We start from the raw sequence: 20039 nt of genomic DNA, 5'->3' as shown, positions 1-20039 counted from the left end.
ATGAAAAGGAAGAAGTTTAAGGCGGGCAAGCTTATGATATCTACCAGGTCTAAGGAGGAGTTATCCTCTTGGATTTGTGAAAATGCAGGAAAAAAGAATGGCTATATCTGTGTGACCAATACCCGGACTGCTTATTTGTCCAGTCAAGACCCTACCTATTGTAAAATCCAAAACAATGCCCTGGCGATCATCCCGGACGGCATGCCTTTGGTTTGGTTGGGGAAACTGGCAGGGGTATCCCATTTGGAGCGCATTTCCGGTCCTGAGCTGATGGAAAGCATGATGGCTGATGAAGTATCGGGAATCAAACATTTTTTATTGGGAGATACAGAAGGGGTCTTGGGTCTATTGGTTAATAAATATGTCAAGGCCTATCCGAAAACAAAAATAGTTGGTACTTATTCTCCTGCCTTTAAGGATCTAGAGGATTATGATTATGCTGCCATTGGCAAGATGATCAATGAAAGCAAATGTGACATCGTCTGGCTAGCGTTGGGATCACCCAAGCAGGATGTGTTTTCGTCCAAGTTAATTGAACATACGGACCACAAGATCATTATCAATGTAGGGGCGGCTTTCAGGTACCTTTTGGGAGAGTACAAGATGCCATCTGCGAGTGTTCAAAAGCTAGGACTTACAGGGGTGTTTTGGCGCTTTAAAGAAAGGCCCATGGAATTTCTGAAAAAATACCCTCGCTATATTTTTTTTCTAATGCAGTCTGCCGTAAAAATAATTTTGGAACGGGGATCATCAAGGAGGGCGTATGAATGATAAACATTTAGTGGATTTTGACAGGCCTTCCAAAGGAAAATACTTGACAGAAATAATCAAGGCTATTTTCTCATTACAATTTATTCGTCATTCATTTCGGTTATTTGCATATTATATAGTAAATTATGTAATTGGAAACAAAAAGGCCCGGATAGGAAGGTCAAAAGTGCACCCTACGGTCATCTTACGTCAAGCCGAAAGAATTACTATAGGCGATCATTGTTTGATCAACCACAATAATGTATTTCAAGCCGGAAAGGAAAGGGGAGAAATACGAATTGGGAATTATGTTCATACGGGCGCAAATGTGATGATATTTGCATTCAACCATGTATTTGACCGCACCGATATTCCCTCTATCAACCAGGCATATTATGATGCTTCGGTGGTTATTGATGACGATGTTTGGGTAGGTGCCGGGTCAATAATCCTTGCAGGGGTAAACGTAGGAAAGGGAGCTATTATTGCAGCAGGATCAGTTGTCAATAAGGACGTACCGCCTTATTCGATCGTAGGAGGTATTCCAGCTAAAATCATTTCCTCGAGAAGATAATCATGAAGAAAAAGAGAGTTCTTTTATTGGACGGCCAAACCGTTCAGGCGATTGCTATCGCCAAATTTTTACATGAATTAGGTTATGAAGCCGTGTCATTTTGCGATGATAAAATGTCATATGGATTCAGGACCAAATATGTTAAGGAGAAGATCCTATCACCTTCATTAAATAAGCATCCAGAGGAATATTTGGAATTTTTGATCCATTACTTAAAGCAGAATGAGATCGATGTATTGTTTCCTTTGAATGATGATTCAGCGACCCTTTTGAGCAAATTCAAGGAAAAGCTGTCCCCTTATGCGGGCTTTTTGATCCCGGACTGGGAGGTATTTGACAGAGGTTATGATAAGAACCAGTTGATGGCTTTGTGCCAAAAGCATCATTTTCCCCATCCGCAAACCATAGATTTATCACATGATCAGCCCGTAGATGGGATGCAGGGTTTTAAGTATCCTGCTTTAATCAAACCCAACAAGACCACGGGGGGGAGGGGAATTACCTTGGTCAATTCCTACGAGGAATTCCAGGAACGAGTGTCTGGAGTACTCAAGGAATTTGGAGACAGTCATCTTCAGGAATTTATTCCTTCAGGGGGCAGACAGTTTAAGGTGCAGCTTTTTGTGGGCAGGGACCAAGCACTGGTCAATGCGACCGTGATCCATAAGATCAGGTTTTACCCGGAAAACGGAGGAAGTAGCTGTTGCAACCAGAGCATAGAAAGTCCGGAATTAGTAGAAGTATGCCATAATGTTTTGAAGGAATTAAAATGGGTGGGTTTCGCAGATTTCGATTTGATCGAAGACCGTCGGGATGGCCAGGTAAAGATTATGGAAATCAATCCACGTGTTCCTGCGTGCATTAAGTCTTCCTTGGTATCCGGGGTAGATTTTGTACAGAATATTGTAGCGGAATCACTGGGAGGCACTGCCAAAAAATACACCTATAATCCCGGAAAATATTTGAGGTATTTTGGTTTGGACTCTCTGTGGATGTTATACAGTAAAAATAGATTCAGTTCGAAGCCTAGTTGGTTTCATTTCTTTGGTAGAGATGTATTCTATCAGGAAGGAAGTTTGAGTGATCCAATGCCCTTTATCTATGGAACGATAGGAGGGTTTTTAAAACAGTTAAACCCAAGTTTTAGAAAACAAAAATCAGGAATGAGATGAACATTTTAACTTTTGATATTGAGGACTGGTTTCATATCTTGGATAATCCCGAAACCGCCACACCGGATAAATGGGAGAAATTTGAAAATCGGTTGCATAAGAATATGGATTTGATCTTCAGTATTCTAGAAGAATTTGATCAAAAAGCTACCTTTTTTTGCTTGGGATGGGTAGCAGAGAAGTATCCGGAAGTAATCCGGCAGATTGCAGCCCATGGTCATGAAATCGGGAGCCATACCACTAACCATAAGCTTATCTTTCAACATGATCCCGATAGTTTTGTGGAAGATTTGGTTTACTCCATCAAAAAACTGGAGGATGTCTCCGGCCAGCGTGTAAGGAGTTTTAGGGCACCTGGATTTTCAATCATGCAATCCAATGCCTGGGCTTTTGAAAAAATGCTGCTGAATGGGATTGAAATTGACTGTTCAGTTTTTCCTGCAAATAGAAGCCATGGTGGTTTTCCTGAATTTGGAGAAGCAGCGCCAAGTTGGATAGAAATAGAAGGAATGAGAATTAAAGAGTTTCCTATCAATCTACATTCCATATTGGGCAAAAAAATTGTTTTTTCTGGGGGTGGTTATTTGCGTCTGTTTCCCTATTCTTTGCTTAAAAGCTGGACTTCAAGTTCGAATTATACGATGACCTATTTTCATCCCAGAGATTTTGATGCATCACAGCCCATTGTTCCTGGTTTGTCAAAACTAAGGCAGTTTAAAAGTTACTACGGCTTAAATTCCACGGAAAAGAAATTGAGAAGCCTACTGACGGATTTTGAGTTTATAGATTTGGAAACGGCTGATAAAAGGATTGATTGGAGTGCTGCAAAGGTGATCAATTTGGATCTTCAGGAGTGGTATGAGAAAGTTCCGCCTGTTATAGAATTGTCCGTTTAGCGGGTGATTTATACTTGGTTGAGCGGCTTTTTTAGATTTATTTCGAAGGGTTTTCGAAAAGTTAAGGGTAACTCAATGGATGGGATCAAGAAACAAATTGTTTATAGGAGAAAGGTATCCTTGAAAAAATCATATCTTCATTTGAGGATAATAGTTTTTTATTTTTTAATTAATGGAGCGAGTGTGTTAGCCCTAAGGGCCCAAGTAAATATGTTGGGCAAGTCTGGCTATATGACGACACCATCGGCTGTATGGAATGCCGAAAGAAATCTTGGGTTTTCATTTGGCTATGTTCCTTATGCCTATGCACAAACTTATGTACCAAAGGGAGGGGGAATATCAGAAGTCAACACCACCAATTTTTATAGTGTAAGAGCGGGGATCGTAGAGTTTTTAGAAGTGAATTTTACCTTAACCTATCGCCCTAAGATACCTGATAAGGTAGGGGTTGGGGATAGACATTTCGATTTCCGGTTTCACTTATTTAAAGAAAGGAGATTATTTCCTTCAGTTGTTTTGGTATTGACTGCGCCCGGATCCAGTGACCCCAAACTTTCCCAGGACTACTTAGTGGCAAGTAAAACCTTTAAATCAAATTATGGGGATTTTTCTGGCTCAATTGGTTATGGCTTACCCTATTATTATGGTCGGAAGGCAGGTGATTATTCTGAGAATGCCCCTTATCGATTTAGAAAAAAGACTGAGTTTGGCAATCATTATTTGAATGGTTTTTTTTGTGGGGCTTCCTATAGACCTATAGATTGGGGAGGAGTCATGGTGGAGTACAATACCAGCACAGTGAATGCGGGTATTTTTGTGGAGGTTAAGAATTGGCTTAGTCTAAATGCTTACACTTTTGAAGGAAAAGAGTTGGGCTTTAATGTATCTATGCAATTTCCTTTGGATTTTAAGCCGAAGGAGTTGAGACAATATGAAAAGACCAGAAAAGTAGACAATTAATGGTTTCTACGGTTTGAGGGGAAGCGTTACCCAAGTACTTCCTTTAAAATAGAAAACTAAGCAGAGGCAAAACAATAAACACCCATTAATTTTATGTATCAATGCTTATTCTGATTGTAGTAGGAGTAATAATTGACTAATTCCCCAGCCAAATAATGACCAGCACAGTCACTGGGACTATGGTAACTGCATCAAGGGGAGCAGGGCTATATAGTCTATTAACTACTTATAAATATGTATTTTTGTAAGTCAATAAATAAATACCGGGTATAAAGTGTTTTATTTACCAAATAATGGTTGGTTAAAATAGGTTTTAGTAGTAGTTTTGGGGAAAATTTCTGAGGGTGAAAAGAGTGGGGATATGATCCCATGTACTAGTAATAATATTGACCATATTTTAAGGATTAAAAATAGACATGACTGCTTTTTATAGATCATACCCTTAAGGTTTTGCACACCCAGCAACCTACTGACCATCAAGCTTTATATTAAAAAACTGTAGACCTAAGCAAGTATTTCATTGATGTGGTACTGGCAAAAAACAGTGTCGAACAGGATAATGTGAAAAATCATAAAACGTAAAATTTATTCACCATTTAAACCTTTTTCTAATATCTAAATCTTTTAATTATGAAAATTAATCAAACGAAATGGCGGGGATTACAGGCCCTAAGCCTTGTTTTCGCTATCTTGTTTTTGGCCAATTGTGGCAAAAAGGACATCGAAACCTTGGATCCTTATGATTACCAAAGTAAAAAATTTGAAGCTGTTGAGGACATCCCTGATGTGGAAGATCCAGAGCCGGAAGTACAGGAGCCTGAGACAGGTAGTGTAGAAAACCCAGAGGTGACCACGGCGGCCATTTCAAACTTGGAAGGGGCGGGTTCAGAAGGTGAGATCAGCACTGAGACTAAAAACAGCTTGGAGCAGATCAGTAATTTTTCCGCTCCTTTATCAGCGGATTTTAAAACTGCCGCCAAAGAAATCGACGAGGCTGGTTTGGACAAGATCTTGGATGCAGACCAAGCTTTGGACGAGGCTTTCAAAGGGGCTGAAAAAGCCTTGGAAGATGCGCCTACTGAAGTATTGGCGATGTTGCCTCAAATGGAGTTGACCGAAGACTTCGATATCCTTGAAGAAGGAAACCGAGTAAAGGCTGAAGAGGTAGCTAAGTTCTTTGAGGAGCGTATCCCAAATTACCGTATGTCGGCCTTGACTGGTGCTTGTTCTGATGCTGCTCAGCAAGCTTATGATGAAAAAATCCAAAAGTTGGATGAGCAAAAAGAAAGTGCCTTAACGGTTATTGAAGAAAATTACGAGAGAAGGGTAACTGAAGCTGATGAGCGATATACCACTCGTAAGGCTAACCATGATGAAAATTATGAAGTGGAGTTGGCCAAACTCAGGACTTCTGTAATTGCTTTGTATAATGTAGCCGATAAAATTGAAGCGTTCAGTGCATCTTTTGCAGAAACCATCCGTTATTTTGCAGTCATCTATGCCGTTCATGCCCGAACTACAATTGAAGTTTGGTGCGCCAAGGTAGTATCTATGCTTGAGGCAAAGAGAGATGCTGAAAAAGAGAAGGCTTTGGAGCTTAAAGAAATGAGAACTGCCCAAGTGATGGAGCTTTACAATGAGCGCGTGGAAAAAGCTGACGAACTTTTGGAAGCTGCGTTTGAAGCTTGTCACAACCAAGGTAGCGGCAACTAAATTTAGGATAACCCTAAATAAGCGGCACATAGGATTTATGCATGATTCAAAATATGGATACAGCATGATCTTAATATAAAGTGCTAAATGATGGGTAGAAGCAACAAAATAAATATTGTTTGCAATTGAATGGGTACAATAGTATTTTTAGATAAGCTTGCTACTGAAAAAGGAAAATCTCCGGGCCAATATCATTGGTCCGGGTATTTTCTTTTCGGTTGAAGCTTGTCCCTGCCTCACCAGGTGGGGAAATTTCTATCCATAATGTACCACACAATGAAAAAGAGTACCTTATTATTACTATGCATGACCATGGCCTTTGGTGCCTTGGCAACTTTTCCTGCAAAAGCCCAAATAGAGTTTAACCACCTGGGAATAGGCATGTCCTATTGGAACCGATCCTATAACGGATATGATGAGCGGGCATTTTTAGGAAATGAGGAAAATGACGGGAGTTTTACAAAAGGCAGCTTGATGCCCACCTTGAGTGTGGAGCTGGGGCTTGCTGGCGGATTGGCCTTGGATACCCGATTGGCTTTATGGATGGCCAAGTTTGAAGGGCAAAGCCAGATTGATGAGGGTCCCATATTGTCATTGGAAAACAAACAACTGATCTTACCAATTTCCCTGGGACTGGTCTATAATTTTGATGATTTGGTGGAGGACAAGTTGAATGCTTCCATCGGCGCAGGTGCCAACCGTTATTATATCAAGAACAAGGTAGAACGGGTGGCTTCGGAAGGAGATGACAGCATTGAAACCAATACCTTTGAAGGAGGTAGCTTTGGTTTGCATTTCAAAGCAGGGCTGGAGTATGTGCTCAGTAGTACTTTGGGATTGGCCTTAGAGGGGCGGTACAATATGGGCTCATACAATCAGTTGTATGCCAGTGAGGTGGGGCAAGCCCCCCAAGACTATAAAGTAGATGTTAAAGGAATAGAATTGGGGATTTATTTGACCTATAATTTTAGCGAATGGTATTGATTTTTGAGCCTTCCTGAAGTAAGGTAAACCTTTCTGGTTGCATACAGGTCTAATGTCTAGTGTCTTAAACTATAGTCCACAGATGATTAAGTTGGAAGTAAGAAGTTGGAAGTATGAAGTAAGGTAAACCTTCCTAAGGTAAGGTAAAACTGCCTGGCGGCAGACACAGGTAGGGAGTAGTGGGTATTGAGACATAAGACATGTGAGGTTAGATATGAGATTAAAGTCTATTGTCTAACATCTAGCGTCTGATGTCTACTAGCCTCTTAAACTATATTCCACAAATGGACACGGATAAACACAGATGTTATTTGAGTATTGAGAAGCTAGTCTTGAGTCATTAGAAGTGAGATTTGGCAGGGAGTATAAGGTCTGGCGTCTGATATCTAGTGTCTTAAACTATAGTCCACAGGTGATTAAGGGGGAAGTAAGAAGTAAACCTTCCTGAAGTAAGGTAAACCTGCTTGGCGGCAGATAGGTCTAATGTCTAGCGTCTAAATTCTAGCATCTAATTCAAACATCTAGGAAAAAATAAAAAAGCATGAGATGTTAAAATATGTTTTAGGCTTGCTGTTTGGCTTGTTGCTTGGGGGGAGGGTGCTTTATGCCCAGGACCTCGATCAAGCGGCCCTGTGGAAGGCCCAGCTCTTTGAACAAGGATTTGAGCAAATTCATATCAGGGAAAACGGGGATAGCATCAAAGTGTATTTTGAGCATAGGAATTTCAGAAACCCCATCCACAGCATGGAATATGCCCAAAGGGTATTGGGTGAAGTGGAGGGTAAAAAAGTCTTCTTTGTACCGCTCTATCATAACCGCCCCATGGGTTTGTACGCAGCCAATAAGGGGGAGGTCAGGGCTTTGAATGAAGATGAGTATTCCTTTTACAAAGCACAAAATCGAATAGGGGCTTATCGCTTTCACTTCCGTATTGTACCGGATGTGACTGCCCGCTTTGGCTACTATGAACAACCTGTCAGGACCAAAACTAATGTGATTCTTGATACAAGGGTGTATTTGCTGCCGGGGTTAAGCGTGCAAACGGGTTTGCTGATTCCTATACAAAATTCACTGGATGGTCAGGACCTTAAACACAGATGGGCACCCAGTCAATTGACCTATTTTAAGCAGTGGCAAAATGTTCATTATAGCCTACTGAGTGTAGGTACTTTTTTTTCGGACCGCTATGGGCTGGACCTGCAATACCGTTGGGCACCATTGGACAAAAGATGGAGCCTGGGCCTGGAAGTCGCTTATACTGGAGGATATGTGATCCAGGGAGGACAATTTTATTCTGGGGATTTAGAAGACCTGATGTTTTTGACAGATGTGGAGTACCGGACGCCCATAGAGGATATAAGTTTTAGACTGACAGGCGGACGTTTTTTGTATGATGATTTGGGGGCTAGATTGGATATGATCAAGCAGTTTGGCAATGTAGATATCGGCCTGTTTGGCTCTTTGTCGGAAAATGGAAGAACCATTGGGTTTCAATTTGCCTTTCCCTTGTTTCCCGGTAAAATATTACGGGGCAAAAAGCTGGAATTACGGACCACGGAGGAGTTTCGTTGGGAGTATACCTATAATAATGAACAATCTGTCAATAGAAGCTTTAGGCTGGGCATGCCTAAGCTTGGAGACATTACCCGTCAATATAACGGATTCTTTATTCAGGGTCGATAATGGGGCCCCTGCTGCAATTTGTACGATAAATGTATTAGCAATAAAATAGTGCTCCCTTGGAGCTAAACCTAAACAAGCACCACTTTTAATACTAATTTCAAACCATGGAAGTAATCCTGACCCTTACCCTGTCTTTTATCACCGGCATAGTTGTTTTGCCCCTGGTAATTTCCTTAATCAAGAAAAGCAACATCATGGACCATCCTGGAGGCAGGAAAATCCATGATAGGTCAGTCCCTTCAATGGGGGGGATTGGAATTGTTCTGGCATTTGGTACGGCGGTGCTGATCAATGTGGCTTATGAGGAGATGTCGCAAATGAAATATGTGCTGATCAGCATGGGGATTTTGATGGGGGTTGGTTTTTGGGATGATAAAAAAGAATTGTCGGCTTTACATAAATTGCTGGGACAACTGCTTGCCTTTATCTTAGTGGTGGTCTTAGGGGATATCCGTATCAACAGTCTTTATGGCTTTTTAGGGGTAGGAGAATTGCCTTTATGGTTGAGTTATGGATTGAGTGTATTTATGTTGGTAGGCTTGACCAATGCCTATAACCTGATTGATGGCTTGGATGGTTTGGCGGGTATCTTGTGTTTGATATCCTGTACATTTTTAGGGGTGTGGTTCCTATATGCAGGCTTTGTTTCCGAGGGTTTGATGTGTCTGGCGATGCTGGGGGCATTGTTGGCCTTTTTGATCTTTAATTGGCATCCTGCCAAAATATTTATGGGTGATACGGGCTCTTTGCCTTTGGGCTTATTTTTGGCCAGTATGAGTATCTTTTTTATTCAGGCCAATGGCCATATTTTACCCGAGTCTTCCACTTATCGCTTTCAGGCGCCCTTGGCCAGTGGCTTGGTGATGATGGTAATCTGCTGTTATGATACCTTAAGGGTCTTTGTGCGCAGGATTAGAAGGGGGAAGTCACCTTTTTCACCCGACAAGTCCCATATCCATCACTTTCTGTTGCGCATGGGCTACGGTCATGATCAGGTGGCCTTAATGTTGGGGAGTACCAAGCTGCTCTTTATTGGGGTAATCATTTCCTGCAGTGCTTTTGGGGATATGGTGGTACTGCCGATAGTGGTGACCATGACCATCAGTATGGGAAGCGTGATCAATGTGGTTACTTTACGAAAAATTCGTCAAAATGTCCGCAACTCCCCAAGGGTACTTGAAGGCTCTCCTTATAAGCTTCAAAGAAACAATTGAAGTGGGAAGAGGGAGGTACGAAGGGGGGAGTATGAAGTTGGAAGTGGAAAGTACGAAGTTGGAAGGCTGAGGCAATTGACCATTTAATGTAAATAATTATTGGGGTGCGCTTTAAAGGCTAAACTGGTAAAATAGTGGATATATATAAAGAATTAAACCAGTCCAAACTAGGAGGAACCTGCTTGAAAGAGCAGGTCTTTTTGTTTATGAGGATGGAGGCATGAGACTTGATCTTAATTCTATTATCTGATATCTAGTGTCTATCGTCTAGTATTTAATGTCTTATGATATGGTCCACAGGTGATTAAGTAGGAAGTGGGAGGCTTGAAGTGGGAAGTACGAAGTTGGAAGAGGGAAGTATGAAGTGTGAGACTTGAGATTAAAGTCTAGTGTATGGTATTAGTGTCTTGGGTCTAGCGTCTAGTGCCTTAAACTATAGTCCACAGATGGACACAGATAAACACAGATGTTATTTGAGTATTAAACCTTCCTAAAGTAAGGTAAACCTTCTTGGTGGTAGACAGGTAGCTAGTCTTGAGACATGAGAAGGGAGATTAAAGTCTGCTGTCTGATTGTCTAATGTCTAGCGTCTCTCGTCTTATATCTACAAACTGTCCAATTTTTTGTTTTTTGCGTCTTGTTTTTTGGTGAATAAAATAAATTGAACGAAATTAATCGGAAGGAAGGGAGTTTTTGTGCTTACCTTGGTGTAAAAATTTGGATAGTCAAGGCTTGGGTTATTCCTTGATTTTCAGAAGGAGATGAAGGGGAAATTATTGATTGGGCTTTTCAGATAAAGGGGGATAATTCTTTAAAGCTATGCTTAGTTTATACTCCCATAGCTATATTCCTATCTACCCCAAATAACCAATTATATGATAAAGAGGAGAAATATGCAGTTGAAGAAGTTTTTAATACCTGCCCCATTAATGCTGGTTTTGTTGCTGCTGACGCAATGTGGTAAGAAAGATCTGGAAACATTGGATCCTTATGATTATCAAAGTAAAAAATTCGAAGCGGTGACGGATATCCCGGCTGTGGAGGATCCAGACCCAGAGGTGGTAGAACCAAGTATTGGGGGGATTGAAAACCCTCCACTTACCCTAGCAACAATAACCAACTTGGAGACGGCCAATTCTGAAGCTGAAATCAATGCTCAGACCAGTTCCAATCTTGACCTTGTTTTTAATTTTGCAGATGGTCTTTCTGCAGAGTTCAAAAGCGCTGCAAACAGTATAGATGCGGCTGGATTGGAGAGAATACTGGACCTAGATCAAGAATTGGATGAAGCTTATGATGAACTGGTCTCTGCTTTGGAACAGGCACCTGAGGAGGTGCTGGCTGTGTTGCCAAGTATGACTTTAGGTATGGGGGCAGGAGAGGGAAACCGACTTAAAATGGTAGGAGGTTCCACGGAGGGCATTTGGGAAGAGCTGAGCAATTTTCGAATAACAGCTTTGACTGATGCATGTTCTGATGCAGCTAATCAGGCCTATGATAATAAAATAATGTCGCTAGACCATCAGCGAGATTCGGTCATTGCGGTTTTGGATGAGAATTACGGCCGTCGAGTAAGAGAAGCAGATGAGCGCTATACTACTCGGTCATCGTTGTTTGATACCCATTACGAAAGCCAAGAAGAAGAACTTCGGAATGTAGTTAACCACCTTTTCGGTCTTATCAATAAAATGAATGGATTTAGCGTGGTACTGGGGCAAACTATGCGCTATTATGCAGTGATATATGCTGTGCAAGGGCGTTTGACCCTTCAAACATATGGTGATCAGGTAATGGAGTTGTTGGAGGAGTCGAGAGACCAAGAAAAAGCAACAGTATTGGGTTTGTACGAGATGAGGACAGAGGAACTAGCCGGTTATTATGAAGAAAGGATAAATCAGTCCAACGAAATACTGGAAAGATCCCTAAAGACTTGTCACGATCAGGGTGGAGGGAATTAAATATATTTTTTGTATTTGGAGTCAGTTCAAGGATCGTTCGAATGTGAGGTTGAATTGAAGAGGAAAAAAGTCCGAGGAAGTTCAATCCTAGGACTTTTTTATGTCTGTTCAATTACCTCCTAATTTTAAAGTCCTTAATTTTTCCCAGGGATCACGTGGATTTAACTTTTTGAGAATTACTATTTCCTTTACTATAAAGCTATCTTGAAAGGGGATAGGCAATAACCAATCTTTGGCTACTTCAAATTGCCACTGGGTCAATCCACGTGCAATAGTGGTATGGGCCGTTCCGTTTCCTTCTCGAAGGGAGTGAAAAACCTTGACCCCGGGATATTTTGACAAGATCAAGGTTAGTTGACTTCCAAGTGCTATGGTTTCTTCTTGACTCGGGCAGGCATAGATCACTTTTTGATGTTCCCAGGCAGCAATTCCTAAGAAATTAACAGCGTAGGCTGGAAAATTTATAAGCTGCTCGCTCAAATCATCGAAAATTATTTCAGCATATGAAGCTGATGTGGAAATTGCCATTAAAGTCATATGAGCTTTGCTATTCATACTTGGGAATGGACCGATTTTTTCTCCCAAAAGGTGTTTAGCTTTATGAATTCTGCTTTCCACTCTTTTCCCAGTGTTCAATACCAATAAATAGTTCATAATTATATCCGGTTTTATCTATACTAAAATAGTATATGTTTGTTTAGTAAACCACGATAAGTTTGTTAAATAAACATATTGTTAATACTATATGTAGATAAAGCCATTTAGAACTGGAAACCTGTAGAGGTGTAATGATGGCTTTAATTACTCTACTTTCCAATAGCCATCACGATAGAGTTATGGCTTACATTTTTAGGTGATCAATAATAAACCGGGTCAGGAAGGATGATCCAAGCTTATCATTTAAGGTGTGATATTTCCATTAATCTCCCTATATTTAGTCACTAAATCGATAAACCTATGAATAAACCTATTTTATTTTTATTGTTAACACTCGTTTGGGGTTGTAGCGGAAATAAGCAACAAGATCAAGTTGAACTGGTTTCCAACCTACCTATAGAGAACCCTGTGATCCTTGGTGAGTTTCCTGATCCTTCTGTGATACAAGTAGGGGATACCTATTATGCCTGTGGCACTTCCAATGACTGGGCGCCCATTTATCCCATTTACCGTTCGACAGATTTGGTGAACTGGGAATTTCAAAATTATGTCTTTATGGAAGCTCCCGAATGGACCATGTCCAGTTTCTGGGCGCCAGAACTGTATTATAAGGATGGAACCTTTTTTTGCTATTATACCGCCAAAAGAAAGGATGGCGTATCCTGTATTGGTGTGGCCAGTACCCGAGATATCCAAAAAGGATTTGAAGATCATGGAGTTTTGATCGAATGGGGTTCGGAGAGCATAGATGCCTTTGTCAATGAGGTGGAGGGGCAAGGCTATGTTACTTGGAAAGCTTATGGCCTAAACCCGGATAAACCGATCCAGATTTTGGGTTCTAAATTATCAGAAAATGGATTGGAACTGGAGGGAGAGGTGTTTGAAGTGGTCACAGCTGAAGCGGAAACCTGGGAGCGAGGGGGCATTGAAGGGCAGTCTATTGTCCGAAACGGAGCATATTTGTACCTGCTGTATTCCGGTGCGGCCTGTTGTGGAGGTGGTTGTGATTATAAGGTAGGTGTAGCCAGGGCCAAACATATGGAAGGTCCATGGGAGAAATATGGCGGTAATCCCATATTGACAGATTTTGGAGATTGGAAATGTCCTGGGCATGGAACGCCCATCATGACGAGTAATGAGGAATGGTATTACCTGTATCATGCCTATCAAAAGGTAGGTTTTCCTTATATGGGTAGATCAGGGTTGCTGAGTCCATTAAGTTGGGACGAAAAAACCGGATGGCCCTATTTTAAAACATTGGATTTGATGGAAGGACAAGTGAAGAAGCAAGAGCTTTCAGGAATCAAGGATGAATTTGATCAGGATCAATTAGGTGAATTTTGGCGTTGGGATCTGGCCAGCTTCTTACCAGCAACTGAGGTCAAGGATGGAGTGTTATATTTAGGAGGAAAGGCCAAGCATCAAAATAGTCCCATTGATATGGCATTGTCTGTTATCCCTCAGAGGCCAAGTTATGAAGTGAGGGCTAAGTTGAACAGTCAGTCTGATGTAATGAAGGGCATTCTGGTTTATGGGACACATGATAGCAGTATTGGTTTGGGGTTTCAAGGTGGAAAGTTGACTCTTTTTGAAGTAAGAAATGGTGAATGGGAAGAATTGGCATCATTACAGTTACGGTTAAGTGAAGGTGTAGTGTTAAAAGCTAAGGTGGAGGAAGGGCATAAGATAGCCTTTGCTTATCAAGAAGCTGAAGGGGATTGGCAAGATATCGCTATCGACCAGCAAGGAACAACTGAGGTAGTTGGAGATTTTTTAGAGTTTTGGCAGTGGGGTGTCAAGCCGGGAATCTTTGTGAAAGGAGAAAAGAGTGGGGCTTTTGAATCCTTTGAACTGAACTATCCCTAAGTAAGTGGGTGATGGAAAATATTTGATTAAACAAGGCTGGGCCATGGTGTCCAGCTTTGTTGTTTTGGTTGAAATGACTCTTGTGTTTTCAGGGGGGGGGGAAGATACAAATGCTTGGGGAGGCACGGTCGAGCTGGTGTACTAAGACCATGGAGAAAAGTGATTGCACAAATAGTGTGGGAAAAATAGGAGGATTAATTCGAAAGATTTTATATTATCAAACAAAAAAATATACCAGTTGATAGTTTGCGATAAATAAATTGTATTTTGTTTATTATTTTTGTAATAAACTAATAAAGTGTTAATTAATATGTTAGTTTTAATTTTTAAAGTTTTTTGTTAAAAAATTGCAAAAGTTCAGGATTTCGGTTTGTTTTTAACCCTGATAATATAGTTTTAATGTTTTTAGGTTAAATATGGGTTTCATAGGGTAAAAATTGATTGTTGATAAATAATCTGTATATTTTTATTGGATTTAATAATTTGATCAAGTTATTAAATTTCATTTTTTATGTAAATAGTAAAGTAAAATATGTTGTTTGTAAATAAACTCAATATAATATTTTAAGTTTTCACTGTTTTTATTCCTTATTGTTTAATTAGAAATGTATAGAAATAGGAGGGAATATTCCTATTGATTTATTTCCCATAGATTTAGTTGATTTGAATGGTTGATTAACATATCATTTTAATTGTTAACTTTTTTTAACTTTTTTTCAGTTGATTAGGAATGTTTATTAATGTAGTGTAAAATAATATTAAGTGTAATGACATATAAATTATCAAAAGTTTCAAAAATGTAATTTTACGAATATTACTATATGGCAGGGTATTTGGATTTTTGGAAGTTCTTCGCTTAAATTGCTAACTGTTAAACCAAAATTAAATCATTATGAAGAAAGTTTTATTGTTAGGGCTTATGGCCCTGATGGTGACTGCCTTGTCCTTTGGGCAGACCCGCACCGTTTCCGGAACGGTTACCTCCGGAGAAGATGGAACGCCTATCCCCGGGGCTTCTGTCTTGGTTAAAGGTACCACCGTCGGTACCGCTACTGACATCGATGGTCAGTACACCCTAAAAGTTCCTGAAGGCGGCTCTGTATTGGTCTTCAGTTTTATCGGTACCACTTCCAAAGAGATTCCTTTGGGAAGCCAATCCACACTCAACGTGGTACTGAATGCAGATGTGCAAAGCTTAAGTGAAGTTGTGGTAACTGGTGCTGCCGGTGTTGAATCCAGAAGAATTGAAATGGGATACAATGCCACCAGTATCGAAACAAGGTCTGTTACCCAAGGTAAGGCCATGAACGTGGCTTCTGGTTTGACAGGTAAAGTAGCAGGTCTTCAGATCAATACTACTGGTAGTGGGGTGAATCCCAACGTAAGGGTAGTATTGAGGGGTATGAGGTCCTTAACTGGTAATAACGAAGCTTTGGTAGTTGTGGACAACGTAATTGTACCAAATACGATCCTAGGCAACCTTAACCCTGAGGATATTCAGGAAATCACTGTTCTTAATGGTTCCAATGCTGCAGCCCTTTATGGTTCAGCAGCTTCCAATGGTGCCTTGATCGTGGTGACCAAAAAAGGAAAAGCAGGTGAAACCAATATTCAGGTAGGCCATACAGTGAACTTGGAGCAAGTGAGCTTCTATCCTGAGATCCAAAAGTCATTTGGTTCAGGTTATGCAGGAGGTTATCCTCACCAATATGTTCCTTATGAAAACCAACAATATGGACCAAGATTTGACGGTTCTATGGTGGAGATAGGTAAGCCATTAGAAGATGGTTCAATCCAAACAGTTCCTTATTCTCCTACCAATGCCAAAAATGAATTCTGGGATATGGGGATTACCAACCAGACGGATGTGTCTATCTCTGGCGGTGGGGAAAATTCCACCACTTTCTTTTCTGCTCAGTACCTTAATAACAATGGTACTACTCCAGGGGATAACTACAAAAGAGCTTCGGTACGTTTCAACGGTACCAGGGATTTTGGTAAGAACCTCTTGATGAGTTATTCTACCAACTATGTGCAGAACAGGTATGACAGAACTACTGCTACTTCTGGTATGTTTGATCAAATCCTTCAAACGCCAGCACATATTCCATTTACGAATTACCAGGATTGGGAGAATGATCCATTTGCCAATCCTAATGGCTATTATAACGAGTATTACGATAACCCGTATTTTACCATTGACAACAACCGTCAGATAGCGGGCAACGATTATATCGTAGGTAATATTGAATTCAAGTACAAGCCACTACAGTGGTTGGACTTTACTTATAGAGCAGGTATTTCTAACCGTTCTTTCTACAATAAGAATACGACTGGTAAATTTACCTTTACAGACTACACCAAAGATATTTCAGCAGCAAAGACAGATATCGCTGGTGGGGTTTCTGATGGTTCTGGTTTCTCTACTCAGATCAATACTGACTTCTTGATCAATATGAGAAAAGCGGTGGGTGATGATTGGTTCTTCGACGTATTGTTGGGACAAAGTTTGAGAAAAAATAGGTACAAGTCTGTTGGTGTATCTGCCAATGGTTTGGTGATCCCGGGATTGTATAATGTATCCAACAGGGTAGGTGAGCCAGGTGCCAGTGAAGCCAATTATGAGGCGAGCCAAGTAGGTGTTTTTGGTCGTTTGAAAGTGGCTTATAAGGACTTCTTGTTCTTGGAAGCAACAGGCAGAAATGACTGGGTTTCCATCCTTGATCCAGATAACCGTTCCTTCTTCTATCCATCCACTTCAGCTTCATTTGTAGCGACTGAAGCGATTCAGGCCTTGAAGGATATCTCTGAATTGAACTTGTTGAAATTAAGAGGGGGTTGGTCTAAAGTAGGTCAGGTAAACTTGGGTAACTCCACTAACTTTGGAGCTTATCAATTGATGCCTACTTTTAGTCCTTCAGAAGGATTCCCTTATGGTTCTTTATCCGGTTATACCTTGGACAATACTTTGGTACAGGCTGAATTAAAGCCAGAAATGACCACTGCGATTGAATTTGGTGTTGATTTCGAAATCTTGGCCAATAAAATCAATGGTAGCTTTACCTGGTATGATACCAGAACTGTAGACCAGACTATTCCTACTGGCGTATCAAGAGCAACAGGTTTCTCTAGTTACCTTCAAAACACAGGAGAAGTGGCCAACCGTGGTATTGAAACTAACTTGAATGTGGTGGCTTTCGAAAGAAACAACACCCAAGTGAATATTGGTGCCAACTACACCTATAATGACAACTGGGTAGTATCCCTAAGTGGTGACCTTCCAAGCCTTCAATTGTCCACAGGTGGACAGGCGCAAGTTTATGCGGTGGAAGGAGAAGCTTTCCCATTGTTGATGGGTACTACTTATGAAAGAGATGATCAGGGAAGAATCATTGTAGATGCTACTACAGGTTATCCAAGTGCTGCTGAGGGACAGGTTCAATTGGGCAATACAGTTCCTAAGCACAGATTGGGACTTAATGCAGAATTCTTGTACAAAGGATTCAGGCTGTATGCTTTGGCAGAATACCGTGGTGGATACAAAATTCTTTACAATGGTGGAGGATCATTTGACTTCTCCGGATCTGGTATTACCACTACCTATTACAACAGAGAGCGTTTTGTAATCCCTAACTCTGTATATGAAGATCCGGAAAATCCAGGTTCTTACATTGAGAACACCAATATCACAGTAACTGATGGTGGTGCAGGTTTCTGGACTGATGGTTCTTACAGAAGAAATATTGCGGATAACTACTTGATCTCTGGTGATTACTGGAAATTAAGAGAAGTGGCCATTTCTTACAATATTCCATCAACCATTATGGACAGGGTAAGCTTTATCCAAAGTGCTACCGTAACGGCGCAAGGTAGAAACCTTTTGATCTTTACGCCTAAGTCAAATGTGTACACAGATCCTGAATATAACTTCAGTGATGGAAATGCCATTGGTATTGTGACCTTGGGCAATACGCCTCCAACCAGGTTCTATGGTGCATCAATTTCACTAACATTTTAATTGAGTTGAGATGAAAAGAATATTTAATACATTATTTCTATTGTCATTAATTGCCCTAAGCTCATGTAGTGAGTTTTTGGGAGACAATGAAAACCCGAATCAGGCGACTTCAGCCACTCCCGAGCTGGTATTGCCGAATGCGCTGACAAGAACTGCCAGTTTAACGAGAAGCTTTAATACCAGTGCAGGCTGGATTGTAGGTTATACCGCCAATGCCGGTGGTTATGGTGGATGGGGTTCTACCGTCACTTACAACTATACCACGGGGTCTTACGCTGGTACCTGGGCTTCAGCTTATGATGATTTGATCAACTACCAGTACATTGAAGAGTCAACTGCTGAGATTCCAGAAATGGGCTATTACAATGCTGTGGCCAAGGTGATGAAAGTGTATGATTTCCAAATGATGGTGGATGTTTTTGGAGACCTGCCTTATACCGAAGGACTTCAGGGTAGTGAGATTGTAACCCCTGTTTATGATGATCAGGTGAGCATTTACCAGGATTTTGTGACCCAACTGGATGCTGCTATCGATATTTTCGCGAACTCAGATGTGGCACAACCCATGGGGAATGCTGATGTGATGTTTGGCGGTGATGTGGATGAGTGGGCTAAATTTGCCAATACTTTGAAGTTAAGGGTATTGATCAGATTGGCTTCTTCTGATGAAGGCAATAGCTTTGCGACCAGCGCTTTGGCTTCTATCGATACCGGTATCGGATTCTTGGAAGATGATGCCATGGTGAACCCTGGGTACATTGCTTCTTCTGGCAAGCAAAATCCTTATTGGGAGACTTATCATACCAATGCATCTGGGTCCTTATCTGGAAGCGGTAGATCAGCCATCCCAAGCATCTTTGTGTACTCTTTCTATAATGGCAACAAAATCCTTGATCAAGGTCGTGGAGCAGCTGTTTATAGAGAATTTCCTACCAGTACCCCTAGAGGTCAGTTGGGTAACCTAACGGATAACCCTGATGCACTTTCTAACCAGACTGCTTGGTATGTGGGTGAAGGTACAGGTGTGAATGCAAGCAATACCATTGGATTATTGAAATCAAGGATAGCTGGAGTGCCTATGATGCTGGCAGCTGAGAGTTATTTGTTGCAGGCAGAAGCTTATATGAGAGGTTATATTTCAGGAGATGATGCTGCTGCTTTTGAAGAAGGAGTGATTGCTTCCTACAGGTACCTGTACAAAGAAGCTTCTGGAGAAGTAAGAGCGGGGATGGATCCTGCAGCTGATTTTGAAACCTATAAAGCAGACAATCCAGACAACTATTTGGTTGTTTATGATTTGGCGACTACCGATGAAGAAAGATTGGAAGCCATTATCACCCAAAAGTATATTGCTTTGAACTTTATTCATGGTCAGGAAGCTTGGGCTGAGTTTAGAAGAACAGCTTACCCTGCTATAGTAAATGGTTCCAGTGTAGCTTCAGAAACATTTGCTTCTATCTTGTCTACTTCAACCAGAGCTGATAGGTTACCTGTCAGGTTCTTGTACCCAGATACAGAGTTCCAGTTGAACCCTAATAATGTGCCTGCTGGAATGGACCAATTTGTGAATACGATTTTCTGGCAAGGTCAATAA

14 protein-coding genes are annotated in these 20039 nt (G+C 41.0%); 13 read left to right on the top strand and 1 reads right to left on the bottom strand.

The genetic code is table 11. The annotated features are described in order from the left end of the window. From JL001_RS22275 to JL001_RS22230, 10 genes are all read left to right on the top strand, one after another. On the top strand, positions 1 to 771 hold the full coding sequence (locus JL001_RS22275; RefSeq protein ID WP_200980048.1) for a WecB/TagA/CpsF family glycosyltransferase: 771 nt from the start codon (positions 1 to 3) through the stop codon (positions 769 to 771). Continuing rightward, positions 764 to 1324 carry an acyltransferase gene (locus tag JL001_RS22270; RefSeq protein WP_200980046.1) on the top strand — a complete coding sequence of 187 codons (561 nt, stop codon included), beginning with the start codon at positions 764 to 766 and terminating at the stop codon, positions 1322 to 1324. Before JL001_RS22275 ends, JL001_RS22270 begins: the two co-directional genes overlap by 8 nt. Positions 1325 to 1326: 2 nt before the next feature. Next, on the top strand, positions 1327 to 2496 hold the full coding sequence (locus JL001_RS22265; protein WP_200980044.1) for an ATP-grasp domain-containing protein: 1170 nt from the start codon (positions 1327 to 1329) through the stop codon (positions 2494 to 2496). Then, positions 2493 to 3392, top strand: a complete 900-nt coding sequence (locus JL001_RS22260; protein WP_200980042.1) for a polysaccharide deacetylase family protein — start codon at positions 2493 to 2495, stop codon at positions 3390 to 3392. The genes JL001_RS22265 and JL001_RS22260 overlap by 4 nt, the downstream gene beginning before the upstream one ends. Before the next feature lie 183 nt (positions 3393 to 3575). Next, positions 3576 to 4352 carry a YjbH domain-containing protein gene (locus tag JL001_RS22255; RefSeq protein WP_200980041.1) on the top strand — a complete coding sequence of 259 codons (777 nt, stop codon included), beginning with the start codon at positions 3576 to 3578 and terminating at the stop codon, positions 4350 to 4352. Between the two features lie 630 nt (positions 4353 to 4982). Then, positions 4983 to 6065: a hypothetical protein gene (locus JL001_RS22250; protein ID WP_200980040.1), complete on the top strand. Its 1083-nt coding sequence runs from the start codon at positions 4983 to 4985 to the stop codon at positions 6063 to 6065. A 276-nt stretch (positions 6066 to 6341) separates the two neighbouring features. Next, positions 6342 to 7049 carry an outer membrane beta-barrel protein gene (locus JL001_RS22245; protein ID WP_200980039.1) on the top strand — a complete coding sequence of 236 codons (708 nt, stop codon included), beginning with the start codon at positions 6342 to 6344 and terminating at the stop codon, positions 7047 to 7049. A gap of 546 nt (positions 7050 to 7595) precedes the next feature. After that, the gene (locus JL001_RS22240; protein ID WP_200980038.1) at positions 7596 to 8732 is read left to right on the top strand and encodes a YjbH domain-containing protein; all 1137 of its coding nucleotides are present in this window, start codon (positions 7596 to 7598) and stop codon (positions 8730 to 8732) included. Positions 8733 to 8836: 104 nt separating this feature from the next. After that, positions 8837 to 9946, top strand: coding sequence for a glycosyltransferase family 4 protein (locus tag JL001_RS22235; protein WP_200980037.1), 1110 nt, complete (start codon positions 8837 to 8839; stop codon positions 9944 to 9946). Between the two features lie 875 nt (positions 9947 to 10821). Beyond that, a complete protein-coding gene (locus JL001_RS22230; protein ID WP_200980036.1) occupies positions 10822 to 11904 on the top strand; it encodes a hypothetical protein in 1083 nt (360 codons plus the stop codon). Positions 11905 to 12012: 108 nt separating this feature from the next. Here JL001_RS22230 and JL001_RS22225 read toward each other — a convergent pair whose 3' ends face one another. After that, complete coding sequence (locus tag JL001_RS22225; protein WP_200980033.1) at positions 12013 to 12558, bottom strand: 2'-5' RNA ligase family protein; 546 nt, start codon at positions 12556 to 12558, stop codon at positions 12013 to 12015. Positions 12559 to 12861: 303 nt separating this feature from the next. Between JL001_RS22225 and JL001_RS22220 the strand changes: the two genes are divergently transcribed. The 3 genes from JL001_RS22220 (at position 12862) to JL001_RS22210 (ending at position 20039) form a co-directional block, all read left to right on the top strand. After that, positions 12862 to 14427 (top strand): family 43 glycosylhydrolase, encoded by a 1566-nt coding sequence (locus JL001_RS22220; protein ID WP_200980031.1) that lies wholly within the window; start codon positions 12862 to 12864, stop codon positions 14425 to 14427. 892 nt (positions 14428 to 15319) lie between these two features. Next, positions 15320 to 18445 carry a SusC/RagA family TonB-linked outer membrane protein gene (locus tag JL001_RS22215; protein WP_200980029.1) on the top strand — a complete coding sequence of 1042 codons (3126 nt, stop codon included), beginning with the start codon at positions 15320 to 15322 and terminating at the stop codon, positions 18443 to 18445. A gap of 10 nt (positions 18446 to 18455) precedes the next feature. Further along, positions 18456 to 20039 carry a SusD/RagB family nutrient-binding outer membrane lipoprotein gene (locus JL001_RS22210; RefSeq protein ID WP_200980028.1) on the top strand — a complete coding sequence of 528 codons (1584 nt, stop codon included), beginning with the start codon at positions 18456 to 18458 and terminating at the stop codon, positions 20037 to 20039.

It is taken from the genome of Echinicola sp. 20G (genome assembly GCF_015533855.1).
In the GTDB taxonomy this organism is placed as follows: domain Bacteria; phylum Bacteroidota; class Bacteroidia; order Cytophagales; family Cyclobacteriaceae; genus Echinicola.
Note: the sequence above shows the minus strand (reverse complement) of the source record. Positions and strands in the feature narration are given on the sequence as shown.

Excerpts from the sequence above, each read along its gene's own strand:
- JL001_RS22275 (WP_200980048.1), top strand. The coding sequence starts at position 1 with ATGAAAAGGAAGAAGTTTAAGGCGGGCAAGCTTATGATATCTACCAGG.
- JL001_RS22270 (WP_200980046.1), top strand. The coding sequence starts at position 764 with ATGAATGATAAACATTTAGTGGATTTTGACAGGCCTTCCAAAGGAAAA.
- JL001_RS22265 (WP_200980044.1), top strand. The coding sequence starts at position 1,327 with ATGAAGAAAAAGAGAGTTCTTTTATTGGACGGCCAAACCGTTCAGGCG.
- JL001_RS22260 (WP_200980042.1), top strand. The coding sequence starts at position 2,493 with ATGAACATTTTAACTTTTGATATTGAGGACTGGTTTCATATCTTGGAT.
- JL001_RS22250 (WP_200980040.1), top strand. The coding sequence starts at position 4,983 with ATGAAAATTAATCAAACGAAATGGCGGGGATTACAGGCCCTAAGCCTT.
- JL001_RS22245 (WP_200980039.1), top strand. The coding sequence starts at position 6,342 with ATGAAAAAGAGTACCTTATTATTACTATGCATGACCATGGCCTTTGGT.
- JL001_RS22240 (WP_200980038.1), top strand. The coding sequence starts at position 7,596 with ATGTTAAAATATGTTTTAGGCTTGCTGTTTGGCTTGTTGCTTGGGGGG.
- JL001_RS22235 (WP_200980037.1), top strand. The coding sequence starts at position 8,837 with ATGGAAGTAATCCTGACCCTTACCCTGTCTTTTATCACCGGCATAGTT.
- JL001_RS22230 (WP_200980036.1), top strand. The coding sequence starts at position 10,822 with ATGATAAAGAGGAGAAATATGCAGTTGAAGAAGTTTTTAATACCTGCC.
- JL001_RS22225 (WP_200980033.1), bottom strand. The coding sequence starts at position 12,558 with ATGAACTATTTATTGGTATTGAACACTGGGAAAAGAGTGGAAAGCAGA.
- JL001_RS22220 (WP_200980031.1), top strand. The coding sequence starts at position 12,862 with ATGAATAAACCTATTTTATTTTTATTGTTAACACTCGTTTGGGGTTGT.
- JL001_RS22215 (WP_200980029.1), top strand. The coding sequence starts at position 15,320 with ATGAAGAAAGTTTTATTGTTAGGGCTTATGGCCCTGATGGTGACTGCC.
- JL001_RS22210 (WP_200980028.1), top strand. The coding sequence starts at position 18,456 with ATGAAAAGAATATTTAATACATTATTTCTATTGTCATTAATTGCCCTA.